This window comes from Spirochaetales bacterium (assembly GCA_016930085.1).
Lineage (GTDB): Bacteria > Spirochaetota > Spirochaetia > SZUA-6 > JAFGRV01 > JAFGHO01.
Window position 1 is genome coordinate 24,594 of the sequence record JAFGHO010000090.1, and the last position, 15,199, is coordinate 39,792.

Below are 15,199 nucleotides of genomic sequence, written 5' to 3' on the forward strand. Positions count from 1 at the left end.
ACATGCAAGATAATCTGATTCCTGATGGGACGCTTATAAATTCCATTATCGGAGAAGGAACACGGTTCAAAGGGGAGTTTGATCTCAACGGCCTTTTGCGCATAGACGGGGATTTCTCCGGTGTCATCAGAACTAAGGGGAAAGTACTCGTCGGCAGCAATGGAAGGGTCGAATGTACCATGTACGCCGGAACCGTCGTTATCGGCGGTATGGTCCGCGGTGATATTTATTCGACGGAAAAGGTGATTATCCTTTCGACGGGGATGGTCATCGGAAATATTCAGACACCGCGTCTCATCGTCGAGGACGGCGTTATTTTTAACGGAAATTGTAAAATTGTAGAGCACGCGACAGTCAGGGAGTCGGAAAACGAGGGAAGCGGGGCTGTATTGCAGGATAACCATCGGAATAATGAAGATAATAATAACAAATCACCATATCAGAAGAACGATGCGGGTTACCCCCCTCCCCTTGATGAAAAAGTTATTTCGTTGTAATTAATACACAGGTATTATGGAAAAGATCGATAATCTGGGTAATAAGTTCACGTTTAGACGGTCGGAGAAAAAAAAGAAAAGCGAATCTCCGCCTGTAAAAAAGAAGGATTTTTCCGAATTGTTGAATCCCATAAAGGAATCGGATGAAACGGTTTTTCATCCGCGTGAAGAGGAAGAGGAACGCCAAACCCTCGAGGATATGCTGGATGATATTTATGAAGAGGGTGACAAATTAAAAAAAGCGCCTACCTTCGCTCATATCAAAAGTTATCGCAATTCCGTAAAGCGGTTCCTCAAGTATATAACGGATCATATGGTGGGGGTGGAAGAAAAGGTTTCGGGGATAAATATCCTGAAAAGAAAACGTTTCACGCTGATTTCAGTTATCGATCAAAAACTGGAAAATCTTGCTGCGGAAGTGCTTTCCACTCAGCATGAACAATGTGCAATTCTGAAAAAAGTCGATGAGATCAACGGATTACTCGTCGATCTCGTACGATAGAGGAAATTTGGAGAAAATAAATGGATGATATTGAAAAACAGCCGGACGAAAATGAAAATATACCACGGAAGGAATCGGATCCGTCCGACATTAATCTCGAAAAACACGATGAAGCGGAGAATAACATACATACATCGGTGAAGGACGATCAATCCGATAACGAGACCGCTCTCAAGGATGAGGCCGATGCGGAGCTTGAAGAATCGGAAAAAGGAAAAGGGACGGAGAATGCCGAAGCGGTTGTCGATCTTGACGGTAAAACAGTGTACAGGGTTAAAGTCGTTCATTCGAATGCGACGGAGTTTTGTGTATGCAGACCTGACCTCGAGGTCGAACAAGGTGATTTCGTCATCCTGCCGACACGCTACGGACGCGATCTGGGGAGGGTACAGGGGATTGTCACCAATCTCACTGAAATAGGAACGAACCAGGTGATTACATTACAAAGAAAAGCGACTGAAAGAGATCTTAAACTCTATGAAGATAACAAGGAAAAAGATAAAAAGGCGTTTTCCATCTGCAAGGAAAAAATCGAGCAGCATCAACTCGAGATGAAACTCGTCTCGGCGCACTATCTTTTGGACGAGCCCAAAATACTCTTTTTTTTCACGGCAGAGGCACGGGTCGATTTTCGCGAGCTCGTCAAGGACCTTGTCGCCGTTTTCAAGACCAGAATAGAGCTCAGGCAGATCGGTGTCCGCGATGAATCAAGACTGCTTGGCGGATTGGGAATGTGCGGCAGGGGGTTCTGCTGCAATACGATTACCGACAAGCTGCAACCCGTTTCGATAAAAATGGCGAAAGAACAGGACCTTTCACTCAATTCATTAAAAATATCCGGCGCGTGCGGCAGACTTCTCTGTTGCCTCGCATATGAATACCAGTATTATAAAGATCGAAAAAGCAATCTTCCTTCTCCCGGTGAGAAAATCATACATGACAATAACAGTTTTGCCGTCACCGATGTCAACCTTTTCACCTGCACCATCGCGCTCAAAGATTCCAAAGACAATATCGTCAAGGTGAATTTTGATAATATAAAAAGAAACACAAAAAACGATCGATGGGAAATTACTTCCCTCGCTTGAGTATGGGACCGCTTTATCCCGCCGGACAGTATTCGTTGCCGTGTTTTGGGTAGCCGGAAGGTTAATCGACGATGGTTAAAAAGCCGCGTGACTCCTGTTCTGAAAGAATATGGAAATAAGTGATCAGATTCGACGACTCGAAAACAAGCCGTATATGTTTTGGGATATGATAGAGGTAGAAGTTGATATTCAGGTTTTGTGCCAGTGAATGGGCTTTCATGAGGGAGCTGATCGCCGCAGAATCGATTTTTGTGATATCCGCCATGTCGACCGCGATGGTTCTTGTCTGGCTGTTGAGTAGATTGCGTATCGTGTTTTCAAACGTTTGGCGCTTGTTGATATCAAACCGTTGCTTCATGATGATGTTGATAACGTGTTTTCCTATTCGTTTTACTTCCATAATATTCATCCCGGCATGGTGGCCGTCTGTCGTTTATTTTCCTTTCATGGAAATCCGTTCACTCTTTATTGTATCGTATTCCGTTATAAAATACAAGGTATCGTTTACCTTAATATTTTTCATTTTATAGTCATTTCTAAAAACCTGCTTTGCAGGTTTTTAGAACCACAAAACATTTCCTTGAGCCCACAAGGGCACCTAAAGTGAAAACTATCTTTTTATTTTATAAAGAAATATAATTATCTATTTGTCTTGATCTGTTTTCTATAGTTAATATGATATATTTACATTATTAAAAAGATAGTTTTTGAGGTGTCTTTATTTCAGGATACCTCATGTGCAAAATCCCTCAATTCACGCAGATCACTTATTATATAATCCGGCTGTATTTTGTCGGCCGGGTAGATACATGGCGTACCGATATACCAGCATGTATGGAAACCGGCACGATGGGCTCCTTCGATATCCGCCGAAGGAGAATCTCCGACACAGAGTATTTCGTGAGGCGATAGATGAAGTGTTTCGGCGGCCCTGGCGAAAAACATCGGATCCGGTTTTGATACGCCGATTTCTTCGGAAACTATAATATCATGAAAAAAAATATCTATTCCAGCCCGTGAAATACGTCCCCGTTGTACTATCGAGATTCCATTGGTACCAAGGCAGATCATGGCCCGCCGGGAAAGAAAATCGAGTACTTCAACCGCGTGAGGAAGCATATAGGTTTTTTTCGAGAGTTCCCGAAGGAACGTTTCCGAAAGCTTTCCGGCATCGGCTTTGATACCAAGTAATCTGACGAGAATGGAAAAGCGCTCCGTTTTCAGCTGTTCGATTGATATTTTTTTCTTTTCCATCACCTTCCAGAGATTTTTATTGATATGGGTAAATTTATCGTACAGCGCGGAGGCCGGTTCGGAAGACGGAAGCGATTCGCATGTCTTCATGAATGCTTCGCGTTCGGCCCGCTGGAAATCGAAAATCGTGTTGTCGGCATCGATTAAAAAACCGAGATATTTATTCGTTCCGTATTTCATCCCTCTTCCGATCAGGAAATTCAGGTTTTTTAGAATAACAGTATATATCGATTTTCATGATTCTTCAATATCCTGTTTCCGGATATCGGTATTATTGATTATTCCGGTGACATCGTGTCCGTTTGTATCTGTTCCTTGCCATAAGGAAACTGCTTTCAAAGGAAGTTTTTCCTTTGGGGGTGGTGTTTTGACTTCTCAAAAAAGGTGCGGGGTATCGGCTGTTTTCAAAAGTACTTGCCTTTTTCGCCGATTGTCTCTATTATTCCACCATGCTTGTCGCAGGAAAACATTATAGAACCGTATGGCTCGAAGATCATGTCGTCAATATGATCAATCAGCCCCTTATACCGCACAGGTTCGAGATTCACCGCTGTGCCTCCTACAAAGAAACAGCTTACGCAATATCTTCGATGATCGTCCGCGGCGCGGGGGCGATTGGTGCAACTGCCGGCTATGCGATGGCACAGGCGGCATATGAAGCACCCGCGGATAATTTCACGTCCGCGATCGAACAGGCGGTTTCCGTAATCAGAAACACGAGACCGACCGCGCAAAATCTTTTTTATGCCGTCGACAGGGTGTATAATGTCATACGGGAAGCGGTAAAGAACGACAGGACTCTCGATGAAATCCGTGAAGAAGCGGCCGCAGAAGCCGGCGCTATCGCGGACGAAGACGCTTTTTCGTGCAGTACAATAGGGAAACTCGGAAGCGGTTTGATTAATGACGGCTGCCGAATACTCACGCACTGCAACGCAGGCTGGCTCGCCTTTGTCGATTGGGGAAGCGCGCTTTCTCCCGTGTACAATGCCAAACGGGAGGGCAAGCGCGTATTCGTCTGGGTGGATGAAACCAGGCCGCGCTGTCAGGGCGCGCGGCTTACAAGCTGGGAGTTGAAACAGGAGGAGATACCTTTCGCCCTCATTGCGGATAATGCCTCCGGTTTTTTTATGAGGAGGCGTGAGGTCGACATGGTAATCACCGGTAGCGACAGAATTGCACGAAACGGAGATGTCGCAAACAAGATCGGGACATACGAAAAGGCCGTGCTTGCAAAGGAAAACAATATTCCTTTTTATGTAGCGGCACCCGGTTCGACGATCGATTGGGAGTGTGCGTCCGGGGATCATATCCCGATCGAGGAACGGAGTGAGGAAGAAGTAACCGGAATAACCGGCAGGGACGCCGACGGCGTGATACGGAGTGTCTCCATCGCGCCCGGGGATATAACGGCAAGAAATCCCGCCTTTGATGTGACGCCGGCTGCCTATATTACGGCAATCATTACGGAAAATGGCATTTGTCGGCCGGATGAATTGGAAAAACTGCGACGGACAGAGGATCGTGCGGGAAAAAGGGGCGAAAGCACTCCGAATGTGTATTAAAAATTTTTAACACTTTTTCGATATATGAATACTATATCCGGAGGAACGATCTCCGGAGGAAGGCACTCTTTTTCCCCTTTCGTTTTGGCAAAAATACATGTGCTTTAATAGCTTATTTTTACCGCTGCCACTTGACAAAAAGCCGATATTTGTATATCCTGCATAACGATATTGTGAATATAGACACCGGTTTTTTAGTGCTATAATAATGCATATCGCATAATATTAGCCGGCAGGTTTATCGTCAGGGCCGGAATACGGCCGTGATAAAACATACATATCATACTTTAGGTTAAAACTGGAGGTAGTAAGGGTGCAGGTAAACAAATCTGCGATAAAGAGACACAAGCAAAGCGAAGTCAGACGATTGCACAACAGGATGATCAAATCCAAAATAAAGACATGGGCACGCAAAATAAGAGAAGCTGCGGCGAATGATCAAAAAGAAGATGCGTTAAAGATCTATAAGGAATATAGCAGCCTTGTTGATCGGGCAGTATCAAAAGGAATATACCATGTCAACAATGCTGCGAGAAAAAAATCAAGACTCTTCCGCATAGTAATGACGAACAGAAAATCGTAGAATCGTCGTTATAACGGGTAATCGGAAAGGATGAATTGTGTCTCAATCAAAACTGACTAAATCGGAAATCGTCGAGAATGTTTTTGAAGCCGTGAAGGATGTCAGCAAGAAAAAGATACATGCAATCATGGATCTTTTTCTTGAAGAAGTGAAAAAGGGTATTACAAACGATAAGGTAATCGAGTTAAGAGGATTCGGTACGTTTGAATTGCGGCTTCGAAGAGCGCGGAGTAAAGTACGAAATCCGAAAACCGGTGAAATTTTTCCGGGCAAAAATCATGGAGTTGTCATTTTCAGACCGGGTCAGGAACTCAAAAAAATCGCCTGGCCAATGAGGGGATAAGTGAGACCGGCTCAGGAAAAAAAGTTCCCGTTCCTGAAGAATTACCGCTTTCTTTTAAATACGGCTATTGAGATCGGCCTGCTTATGCTGGCCGCCCTATGTTTCGCCCTTTCATTTCCCAGTTTTCTTTCCGTCGACGGATGGGGTATGCTGGGATTTGTCGCGTTATGCCCGCTTTTTATTGTTGTCCACAGAAGCGGGTGGGTGAGAGTCTTCATTTATGGAGCACTTTTCGGCTTCGCCTGTTACGCAATAAGCAATTTCTGGCTTGCCACATTTCATCCGCTCGCGATTTTCGTCGTGCCCGTCATTTATGCCGCCTATTTTTTTGTTTTTCTTCCCATTCTCAAGCTTATCGATACCCTTTTCCCGGATTACGGATACATTCTGCAGGCCATTGCCTGGGTGGCATATGAATATCTGAGAACCCAGGGATATCTCGGCTATGCATATGGAATCCTGGGGTATACGCAATATCAGTTTTTACCATTAGCCAGGTGCGCTTCAATCACCGGCATCTGGGGGGTTACCCTGATGGTGATTTTCCCATCGGCCTTGCTGGGAAACGGTCTCAAAAACGGATTTTCCTCTTTTCTTCCTTTTCTCAAAAAGATGATTCCTGTATTATCGGTGTACGGCATTGTCTTTTCGGTATGTGTGGTTTATGGAGCATGCGATACGGTTGATAATAAAGGCGCCGGAATCTTGAGGGCGGCCCTTATTCAGCAGAACAACGATCCCTGGAAAAACGACTACGATGCCTATGAGGAAACACTCGACAAACTCATTGTATTGAGTACAAAAGCGTTAAACGAAAAACCGGAAATGATCATCTGGTCCGAAACCGCTTTTGTCCCCGCTATTGATTATCACTTTAGGTATCGTGAAAACAGGGAAGCGTATATCGTCGTAAAAAAGCTCCTCGATTTTCTTGAGACCCAGACAATTCCTTATGTTATCGGAAACGACGATGGAAGAAAAGCGACCGTAATGACGCCGGGGGGGAACCTCGGGGAGCGAAGGGTTGATTATAATGCGGCTATTCTCTTTCGGGGGGCAGAGATTGTCGATATATACAGAAAAATTCATCTCGTACCGTTTGCGGAGCATTTTCCGTATGAGGATATCCTCCCCTGGATGTACAGGATGCTTATCGAGGCGGATACCCATTTTTGGGAAAAGGGAACGGAGTATACGGTTTTCGAAGCAGCCGGAGTGAAATTTTCCACCCCCATTTGTTTTGAGGATACATTCGGTTATCTGTGCCGGCGGTTTGTACGCCATGGTGCCGGGATCCTGGTCAATATGACAAATGACTCGTGGTCGGGATCTGTCGTTTCCGAGGTACAACATATGGCGATGGCGGTCTTCAGGGCTATCGAAAACAAACGGTCTTTGGTACGGGCGACAAATTCTGGGATTACCTGTATGATAACCCCGGACGGGGAGATAAAAAACCGGCTCGAACCCTTTACAGAAGATTATGTCGTCGTCGATGTGCCCGTTTATACGGAAACGACAACCCTGTATAATGAATGGGAAGACTGGTTCGCCATTGTCGCATTGATAGCAGCAATCGCTCTGATACTTGCAGGATTTGTGAAAATCGCTATAATAAAATTAAATAATGATTGACAAAGGAGGAGAAGTCTGGGAGAATAGTAAAAACTCCTGGAGAATTCTATGAAAAGAAAAATACTTATTGTCGATGATGAACCGATCAATCTCGAGTTTTTTGAGGTGATGCTCAGTAAGCTTGGTTTTGAGGTCGGTAAAGCCGTTAACGGTGAAGAGGCACTGGAAAAGGTCGTGGAGTTCGAACCGGACCTTATCATATTGGATAATATTATGCCCAAACTGACCGGCTGGGATGTCACGAAAAAACTGAAGCAGGATGAAGAGTTCAAGGATTTCAGTTCGATTCCGATCATCATGTTTTCGGCAATGGACGGCGTCAATGATAAAATCGAGGGATTGGAGTTGGGTGTGGATGATTATATCACCAAACCTTTTGTCTTTCGGGAAGTACTCGCGCGTATCAAGGCGGTAATGCGGCACAGGGAACTTGCTCTGCAAATCGAACGCAGGGAAAGAAGAATCGAGGTGACCGAATCGTTAAACGGTATGCTCCTGGCCTTTTTCGATTATGTGAGAACACCGCTTCAAACACTTCTCGATAAACTCAATAATGTCGATCCCGCGAATAAAAACGAGTCGGCTTCGTTTTATGAACTTGTCAAAGAAAAAGGCGAGGATATTCTCTCGAAATTTCAGGGCCTCGAAGAAAAGATCGAAAATCTCAAGATAAAAGGCAATGATCTCAAAAAAGGAGATCTCAGCCCGGAGGAACTCGAAAGGCAGTTTATCGAACGTTTCAAGGATTATCAGCAGACCCTGAAGGATGAAGAGGACCGGGAATGATCTCCGATCAAAAAAAAGAGGTGCTTGCACTCTTTGCTGAAGGACTCAAACATTATAAACTCATGGAGTTCAGGGAAGCGAAGAATTATTTTATAAAAGCCGCCGAAGTGGATCCGAATGACGGCCCTTCAAAAAAATATATCGAACGATGTAATAATTATATTGAAAATCCTCCGCCCCCCGACTGGGACGGTGTCTATACAATGACGAAAAAATAGAAAAGGTATGACCAAAAATAACGAACCTGTTGTCAAGGAAAAAATACGAACGACACTCGGCAAGGAAACGAATTTCAACGGCATCATGCGTTTCAGAGATTCACTAAAAATCGACGGAGTTTTTCAGGGTGAAATCGTATCAAAGGGTTTTCTCTATATCGAGAGCGGCGCGACGATAACGGCGGACATACGGGTCGGCTCGATCGTTATCGGCGGAATCGTGAAAGGTAATGTCGAAGCCACCGAACGGCTTGAAATACTTTCGACGGGACAGGTCTTCGGAAACATCAGAACATCGAAACTCAAAATAGCGGACGGTGTTATTTTTGACGGCAAATGCGAAATGATCAGAAATCCGAATAACATCGAGATTTTTTCAAATAGCGTGGAAGGATTAAAGCAATCGACCCAAAGTGTGTGACGGTAACCGGTGCTCGATTCTGTGCCTTGGTACTGAATTAACCAGGGGCCATATTCAGGATAAACATGCAGTTTTTCTTTGCCGGGAGCTTGAAAAGGCGGGATTATCCGTATCGAGGATCGTGCTGATCCCCGATAAAAAAGATATCGTACAACATGAACTGGAGCGTGCAGTCACCGAAAACGATGTGATTATCGTAAGCGGCGGTCTCGGTCCGACATCGGATGATATCACCAGGGATAGTATTTCGACGGTGACGGGGAAAAAACTCCTGTTTCATGAAGATCTCTGGGAACAGATAAAAAGAAGGTATCACGGGCGAAGGGTGCCTGAATCCAATAAACGCCAGGCATTAATCCCTGAAGGTTTTACCGTCATGGAGAATCCGAGGGGGACCGCCTGCGGCTTTATGGGAGAGGCAGGGAAGTGCCGTATAATCGCTTTGCCCGGTCCGCCGACAGAGCTTCAACCGATGTTTCTTGAAAGTGTCGTACCGGTGTTATCCGGTATCGATCGAATGAAAGCGAAAAACAAGCGTAATGAACTTTCGGCATCCGCTTTTATGGTCGGTGAATCGTCACTTGAAGATGCGTATCGGCATACGCTTCCCGGTGATGTCGGTCTGATGACAAGATTGGCGGAAGACAGAGTCATATTCACGTTGTACGGCAGTACGTTGTCGCGACGTGAAACGATATTTACCAGAATCAGGAGGGTATTCGGACCGATTCGAATAAGGAAAGGGAACGATTCGCTTCCTGTACTACTGTTGAACAGGTTGATTGAAAGGAAAAAAAGTATTGTATGCGCGGAAAGCTGTACGGGTGGACTGTTGGGGAAATGGCTGACGGACATACCGGGCAGCTCGGCTGTTTTTTGGGGTGGTTTCATCACGTACTCCAATAAGGCAAAAGAGAAAATACTGGGTGTCGGACATTCTCTCATCCGGGCCGCGGGCGCTGTTTCGGGTGAGGTTGCCTCTGCAATGGCTACGGGTGCTTTGGCTTTGGGGAAAACGGATGTCGGTATCGCGGTATCAGGCATCGCCGGTCCCGGGGGCGGCACCCCGGAAAAACCGGTCGGTACCGTATGGATTTCCGTGATTGTCAGAAATAAAGAAGAAATAACAAAGCCTTTTTATTTTACGGGAAACAGGGATGCGGTAAGGAGAAAAACCGCGATTGCGGCGTTTCTTATAGCAGAATCGATTTTATCCGGTGAAGAAGTACTTGACATACCGGCTGAGTGGTAATATATTATTATATAGAGATTCTGCGAATAAGATTAAACCAAATCAGCGCACAACCTCCTGTCTTATTTAATGGGCTTACAGTTTATTAGTTGAGTAGATATTTGGGAAAAAAGCAGGAGAAAAGAATAATATGACAGATAATGAACGTAATAAATCCGAGGTCATCCAGAATGAACTCGAATTTTCCGGCAATGACCTGAATAATGCAAATGAACGATCCATTGGAGAATCACAATATATAGTCTCTGAATCACAATCGACGTATAATCATGGAGGTAATCATAAAAAGGCAATGGCACCAGCGAAAAAACCAATAAGAAAGCGGAAAATTCGGGTAGAACTCATCAAGGATTCCAACTCGAATAAACATGACGACAATGAAAATCATGACAGGAAAATCACTGTCGGTGATAATCTTTACAACAATGATACAACTTTTAAAGGGGACGGCGGTATGATAGACGATACTCACACAAACAACAATGCTGAAAAAATCGAAGAAAATCAGAAACATGAGATTGTCGATAACAACCACAACTCTGAAAAATCAGAGATAAAACGTGGAAATCACGATTTCAGGGAAGAAGATCGATACTCAGCAAATGACGAGTCTATTGCCCGCCTCAATATCAATGATTTGACCGGAGCGAGTATGCCGGAGTTGCGTGCACTCGCGACGAATTACGGAATAAGCAAAGAAACCCTCCTCTCGATGAAAAAACAGGAGATTATTTTTGCGATACTGAAAGCGCATACGGAACGAAACGGTATAATTCATGCGTACGGAGCACTGGAGATACTTCCCGACGGATACGGATTTTTGAGATCGCCCAACTATAGTTATCTGCCTGGCCCGGATGATATCTATATTTCACCCTCACAGATACGACTTTTTAATCTGAGGACAGGTGATACGGTCTCCGGACAGATACGGCCCCCCAAAGACGGCGAACGTTTTTTCGCGATGCTCCGTGTCGAATCGGTAAATATGGACGATCCGAATATCGCTCAGACGAGGATACCCTTCGATAACCTCACCCCCCTGTATCCGAATGAAAAACTGCACCTCGAGACCGTAACGGAGCAGATTTCGGCGCGGCTTATCGATCTTTTTTGCCCGATCGGGAAAGGTCAGCGGGGGCTTATCGTTTCTCCGCCGAGAACGGGAAAAACCATTCTGCTGCAGAAGATAGCCAACGCGATTACGGCAAACCATCCGGAGGTCTTTATTTTTGTTCTGCTCATCGATGAACGGCCGGAAGAAGTCACGGATATGCAGCGTAACGTCAAGGGTGAAGTCGTTGCCTCGACCTTCGACGAACAGGCGACCCGCCACGTCCAGGTCGCGGAAATGGTCATGGAAAAGGCAAAACGGCTCGTCGAACACAAGCGGGATGTCGTCATTCTTCTCGATTCGATTACCAGGCTCGCACGGGCTTACAATCAGACCGTCCCGACATCGGGCAAGATACTTTCGGGCGGCGTCGATTCGAATGCCCTGCACCGCCCAAAGCGGTTTTTTGGTGCCGCGAGGAATATCGAAAACGGGGGAAGTCTGACAATTGTCGCGACCGCGCTTATCGATACGGGGAGCCGGATGGATGAAGTGATTTTCGAGGAATTCAAGGGAACCGGCAATATGGAGATCCATCTGGACAGAAAGATCTCGGACAGGCGGCTTTTCCCTGCAATTAATATAAAGAAGTCCGGTACAAGGAAGGAAGAGCTGCTGCTTACGGAAGAAGAAATAAATAAAATGTGGATTTTGAGAAAAGTGATCAACCCCATGGATGATATTGAAATTATCGAATTGCTGATCGATCGCATGAAAAAGACAAAAACCAACGAGGCGTTTATGCGATCCATGAATACAAATGCGGGAGTACAGTAAAAAACAACTGGACATTTTTGAAAAAAACAGATATCTTACTGCAACAGAGGAGGTACGTATGAAAAAAGGTATACATCCAAAATACGAGCCCACCACTATTACGTGTGCGTGCGGCAATGTCATTGAAACCCGATCCACAATGAAGGATATCAAGATAGAAATTTGCTCAAAATGCCATCCCTTTTTCACCGGGAAGCAGAAACTTATTGATACAACCGGACGGGTCGAGCGCTTCAAAAAACGTTATAATATCAAGGATTAGTTCGTTTTTCCCGCACACAGCCTCAATCCAAAGATAATTGTTCTCCCGGAAGGTATCCCGATTACAAGCAAGCGGTTTTATAAACCGCGGCGTGACAAAGCGGGTGTCGGGAAAGCTTCCGGTTATTCAATACATATCCGCTGTATCCGTGAACCATAAGCCGTTTAAACGGAATGAAATGTTTCCGGATATCTCCGAAAAGGTTTATCCACCGTTTACCCGCGATTTTAGAAGAAAACCGTTTTTCCCGATACTTAAACAATGTTATTTCCGTAAAAACTGTAACATCAATCGACATTTTTTGTTATTACTGAGGGATCTCAAAACAAGGAGTATACGATGAAAAGAACAGCTTTCCGCAGTGTATATGTATTTTCAATTATCTGGGCGTTCGCATCCTGTGCGTCTCTTGCCAATTACCGGATCGCCTCTCCGGATGAGTGGATTGAGCAGAAACCCTATCCGCTCGTTATACGGTTCGGAAATGCGGATAAAGTCGAATCCTGTACCCTTTTTTATTCGCTTGACATGGAAAAAGAAGAGAAGGTCGACCTTAGCCCGTTCGGTGATGAATACCGGTTTGTGATTCCCGGTGAATACATGCGGGAAGGGATCCTCTCCTATTATTTCATTGTCCGGGGTGAAAAGGACGAGCATACGAGCAAGGTCTATAAAGTCCGTATTCTGAGTCACCGGGCAGCGCGTGAAAAGAAGCGCGAGGAGCTGCGTGCCGGCGTCGTTTTTGTTCCGCCGCCTTCCATGCCGTTTTTTGAGGATGCCGTTCTTCCTCTCATCGTTCGCGATATATCGGGGACAGAGGTGGTCCTGCACTATAAAGGGGCGGATGATCCCGCTTATAAAACAAGCGAATGCCGGGAATCCTTTGGCGTTTTCAGGGGGATCGTTCCAAAAGAAACCCTCGAAGACGGACCGGTCTCATACTGGTTCGGTATACGGGAAGAGGATGAGGACCTGGGTACGATCGAAGTAACGGTTCCCTCCTCCGGCGAAGAAACTCCCTATCGCTTTCGCATACTCCGGGAGGACGATATGCTTGCGATCATGGAATCGGAAATGGCGAAAAGCGTGTTTCACGAACCGGTGAGCGAAGCCGTCGATTTCGAGGACCTCGAAATATCGGTTGACATCAGATACCCGGAAAACTCCTACCTGAAACGGCTTTCCCTCAGCGACTGCGTGGTCGACCTTGTTTACGCCGGTTCATCCGGAAAGATCCCGATGAGAAAAGCCGCCATGCAGGAGAAGGGCGGTGCATTTACTTCTATCCTGTCGTCGCAGGCGCTCAAAGACGGTTACGACAGCTATTATTTTGTCGTCACCGATCGGACCGACTATATCGGAAAGGTGGAATATGTGGCCAGAGATAATGGTGCAATGTTTTCCTTTCCCGTTTATACGTTCGAAGAAATGGCCGGCCGCAGAAAGGATCAACTGGCAGCCCTCGTTTCGTCCGGTTCGCCCGGGGAGATCGATCCGCTTGAGGATTATGTGGTGGATCTTGTCTTCAGCGAAGTTCCGTCCGCAACGGACGTCGCCTTTTATATCGGAAAAAGCGACCGGAGGAAATTCAGGGAGCGTGAGACGTTGAGGGAAGGAAACGTCTTCAGCGGCCGTATAACGGCGGAAGAGATGTATGAGGGTTACGACCGTTATTATTTTACGATCACCTCACGATATCCCGATGTGGGGAAGATCACCGTCTTTTATCCCGAAGCGGGAGAAAAGAGACCGATGCGAATACGGCTTCCGGATTACGAGCAGGTGAAAAGAGAACTCCGCGCCGGTCTTCTGAAACGGATCGAACATATACCGCCCCTCAAGGCGGACGAGTTGAGTGATCTAAAGCTTTCTGTCGTGATAAAAAATCCGGAACCGGAAACGGTTGTCATCCTCAATTACCTCACAAAAGGCGGGCGCACCGCCCGGACGGCGGACGCTTCGAAAACGGGGAACGAATGGAAAGCGGTCATCCCGAAAGAAGAGGTGAGGAAGGGGTATTCCCGGTATTATTTCACGGTCACGGAACACCGTTTTCCGGGCGACATTTCCGTCACCCTGCCGGAAAACGGCGCCGCCAGGCCGTTCGAGGTGACGGTCGAACGGATAGAAGAAGCGGTCCTTTCGGGGGTGACGTTCGAGGAAATTCGCGAAGTCCGTCCCAATCAGTCTGTCCGGGCCGAAATCAGTGTCAATAGAATTCCTTCGGGAATGACGGTGTATCTGAAATACCTGGTGGAAAAGGAATCAGGCGAGGCGTTTGTCGTCGAAATGACAGGCGACCGGAACACGTATACGGCAACATTCGCCCCGTCGCTATTAAAACCCAAAAGGAGAGTGGAGTATTATTTTCTTTTCAGCATCCCGCAGGAGGGAATCGAGTTTACGTATCCCGAAAAGGGCAGGAAATATTTTTCATTCGTCGTCAATGACAAGGACGAGAAAAACGCGGGCGATGAAAAGGAAGAGAAGGATAAGGATAAAAAAGACGAAAAGGAGGGGAAGAACGGCGAATGATATGACTTCCCCGGCGGGATGAATACAGGGGGATAACGCGATGCGAAGACGGTATTGGCGGACTCCGTTGTCAAGATATCACGAGCAGTTTCAGGGTTTTGTGGTTTCACGATTATGCCGGTTCAAATACAGTCCCGGGCGGTATTTAATTTTTTTTTGGTAAAATTGGATTACATTAAATATTTATGCAATAAACAGTACAAACCAGACAGAATCTTAACCCGAACTTCTAATAAAGGGTATTTTTTTAGATAAGCTGGATATTTATTTATTATACAGTAGTCTACGGGCGTTACGATGGTTTTGGCGCTTTTCTAATTTACTCAACTTTCGCACCATTTTATCAGTAATTTTTGCTTAAAGAAAG

16 protein-coding genes are annotated in these 15,199 nt (G+C 45.8%); 14 read left to right on the plus strand and 2 right to left on the minus strand.

Annotated features, from left to right (window positions below; all coding sequences use genetic code 11):
- Window positions 1–2: 2 nt before the first annotated feature.
- The 3 genes from JW881_15465 to JW881_15475 are packed head-to-tail and all read left to right on the plus strand — an operon-like array spanning window position 3 to window position 2,087.
- Window positions 3–497: a polymer-forming cytoskeletal protein gene (locus tag JW881_15465; protein ID MBN1698915.1), complete on the plus strand. Its 495-nt coding sequence runs from the start codon at window positions 3–5 to the stop codon at window positions 495–497.
- Window positions 498–513: 16 nt separating this feature from the next.
- Window positions 514–999 carry a YaaR family protein gene (locus tag JW881_15470; GenBank protein MBN1698916.1) on the plus strand — a complete coding sequence of 162 codons (486 nt, stop codon included), beginning with the start codon at window positions 514–516 and terminating at the stop codon, window positions 997–999.
- Window positions 1,000–1,019: 20 nt separating this feature from the next.
- A complete protein-coding gene (locus JW881_15475) occupies window positions 1,020–2,087 on the plus strand; it encodes a hypothetical protein (protein MBN1698917.1) in 1,068 nt (355 codons plus the stop codon).
- A 61-nt stretch (window positions 2,088–2,148) separates the two neighbouring features.
- Here JW881_15475 and JW881_15480 read toward each other — a convergent pair whose 3' ends face one another.
- Both JW881_15480 and JW881_15485 read right to left on the minus strand, forming a co-directional pair.
- Window positions 2,149–2,487: an STAS domain-containing protein gene (locus tag JW881_15480; GenBank protein ID MBN1698918.1), complete on the minus strand. Its 339-nt coding sequence runs from the start codon at window positions 2,485–2,487 to the stop codon at window positions 2,149–2,151.
- 323 nt (window positions 2,488–2,810) lie between these two features.
- Complete coding sequence (locus JW881_15485) at window positions 2,811–3,521, minus strand: YjjG family noncanonical pyrimidine nucleotidase (protein MBN1698919.1); 711 nt, start codon at window positions 3,519–3,521, stop codon at window positions 2,811–2,813.
- A 269-nt stretch (window positions 3,522–3,790) separates the two neighbouring features.
- Between JW881_15485 and mtnA the strand changes: the two genes are divergently transcribed.
- The 11 genes from mtnA to JW881_15540 all read left to right on the plus strand — a co-directional run bounded on the left by mtnA (window position 3,791) and on the right by JW881_15540 (window position 14,832).
- Window positions 3,791–4,906, plus strand: a complete 1,116-nt coding sequence (gene mtnA, locus JW881_15490) for an S-methyl-5-thioribose-1-phosphate isomerase (protein MBN1698920.1) — start codon at window positions 3,791–3,793, stop codon at window positions 4,904–4,906.
- Window positions 4,907–5,219: 313 nt separating this feature from the next.
- The gene (locus JW881_15495) at window positions 5,220–5,489 is read left to right on the plus strand and encodes a 30S ribosomal protein S20 (GenBank protein ID MBN1698921.1); all 270 of its coding nucleotides are present in this window, start codon (window positions 5,220–5,222) and stop codon (window positions 5,487–5,489) included.
- A gap of 37 nt (window positions 5,490–5,526) precedes the next feature.
- Complete coding sequence (locus JW881_15500; GenBank protein ID MBN1698922.1) at window positions 5,527–5,832, plus strand: integration host factor subunit beta; 306 nt, start codon at window positions 5,527–5,529, stop codon at window positions 5,830–5,832.
- A gap of 84 nt (window positions 5,833–5,916) precedes the next feature.
- A complete protein-coding gene (gene lnt / locus JW881_15505; protein MBN1698923.1) occupies window positions 5,917–7,467 on the plus strand; it encodes an apolipoprotein N-acyltransferase in 1,551 nt (516 codons plus the stop codon).
- 48 nt (window positions 7,468–7,515) lie between these two features.
- Window positions 7,516–8,253 (plus strand): response regulator, encoded by a 738-nt coding sequence (locus JW881_15510; GenBank protein MBN1698924.1) that lies wholly within the window; start codon window positions 7,516–7,518, stop codon window positions 8,251–8,253.
- Complete coding sequence (locus tag JW881_15515; protein ID MBN1698925.1) at window positions 8,250–8,471, plus strand: hypothetical protein; 222 nt, start codon at window positions 8,250–8,252, stop codon at window positions 8,469–8,471. Before JW881_15510 ends, JW881_15515 begins: the two co-directional genes overlap by 4 nt.
- A gap of 7 nt (window positions 8,472–8,478) precedes the next feature.
- Window positions 8,479–8,892, plus strand: coding sequence for a polymer-forming cytoskeletal protein (locus JW881_15520; GenBank protein MBN1698926.1), 414 nt, complete (start codon window positions 8,479–8,481; stop codon window positions 8,890–8,892).
- The gene (locus tag JW881_15525) at window positions 8,885–10,144 is read left to right on the plus strand and encodes a CinA family nicotinamide mononucleotide deamidase-related protein (GenBank protein MBN1698927.1); all 1,260 of its coding nucleotides are present in this window, start codon (window positions 8,885–8,887) and stop codon (window positions 10,142–10,144) included. The genes JW881_15520 and JW881_15525 overlap by 8 nt, the downstream gene beginning before the upstream one ends.
- 292 nt (window positions 10,145–10,436) lie before the next feature.
- Entirely contained in the window at window positions 10,437–12,035 is a 1,599-nt protein-coding gene (gene rho / locus JW881_15530) for a transcription termination factor Rho (protein ID MBN1698928.1), read from the plus strand.
- Window positions 12,036–12,093: 58 nt separating this feature from the next.
- Window positions 12,094–12,297, plus strand: coding sequence for a 50S ribosomal protein L31 (gene rpmE / locus JW881_15535; protein ID MBN1698929.1), 204 nt, complete (start codon window positions 12,094–12,096; stop codon window positions 12,295–12,297).
- A gap of 339 nt (window positions 12,298–12,636) precedes the next feature.
- Window positions 12,637–14,832: a hypothetical protein gene (locus JW881_15540; protein MBN1698930.1), complete on the plus strand. Its 2,196-nt coding sequence runs from the start codon at window positions 12,637–12,639 to the stop codon at window positions 14,830–14,832.
- The last annotated feature ends 367 nt before the right edge of the window (window positions 14,833–15,199 follow it).

Excerpts from the sequence above, each read along its gene's own strand:
- rho (MBN1698928.1), top strand. The coding sequence starts at position 10,437 with ATGGCACCAGCGAAAAAACCAATAAGAAAGCGGAAAATTCGGGTAGAA.
- JW881_15510 (MBN1698924.1), top strand. The coding sequence starts at position 7,516 with ATGAAAAGAAAAATACTTATTGTCGATGATGAACCGATCAATCTCGAG.
- JW881_15485 (MBN1698919.1), bottom strand. The coding sequence starts at position 3,521 with ATGAAATACGGAACGAATAAATATCTCGGTTTTTTAATCGATGCCGAC.
- JW881_15475 (MBN1698917.1), top strand. The coding sequence starts at position 1,020 with ATGGATGATATTGAAAAACAGCCGGACGAAAATGAAAATATACCACGG.
- rpmE (MBN1698929.1), top strand. The coding sequence starts at position 12,094 with ATGAAAAAAGGTATACATCCAAAATACGAGCCCACCACTATTACGTGT.
- JW881_15480 (MBN1698918.1), bottom strand. The coding sequence starts at position 2,487 with ATGGAAGTAAAACGAATAGGAAAACACGTTATCAACATCATCATGAAG.
- JW881_15470 (MBN1698916.1), top strand. The coding sequence starts at position 514 with ATGGAAAAGATCGATAATCTGGGTAATAAGTTCACGTTTAGACGGTCG.
- mtnA (MBN1698920.1), top strand. The coding sequence starts at position 3,791 with ATGCTTGTCGCAGGAAAACATTATAGAACCGTATGGCTCGAAGATCAT.
- JW881_15515 (MBN1698925.1), top strand. The coding sequence starts at position 8,250 with ATGATCTCCGATCAAAAAAAAGAGGTGCTTGCACTCTTTGCTGAAGGA.
- lnt (MBN1698923.1), top strand. The coding sequence starts at position 5,917 with ATGCTGGCCGCCCTATGTTTCGCCCTTTCATTTCCCAGTTTTCTTTCC.
- JW881_15465 (MBN1698915.1), top strand. The coding sequence starts at position 3 with ATGCAAGATAATCTGATTCCTGATGGGACGCTTATAAATTCCATTATC.
- JW881_15540 (MBN1698930.1), top strand. The coding sequence starts at position 12,637 with ATGAAAAGAACAGCTTTCCGCAGTGTATATGTATTTTCAATTATCTGG.
- JW881_15520 (MBN1698926.1), top strand. The coding sequence starts at position 8,479 with ATGACCAAAAATAACGAACCTGTTGTCAAGGAAAAAATACGAACGACA.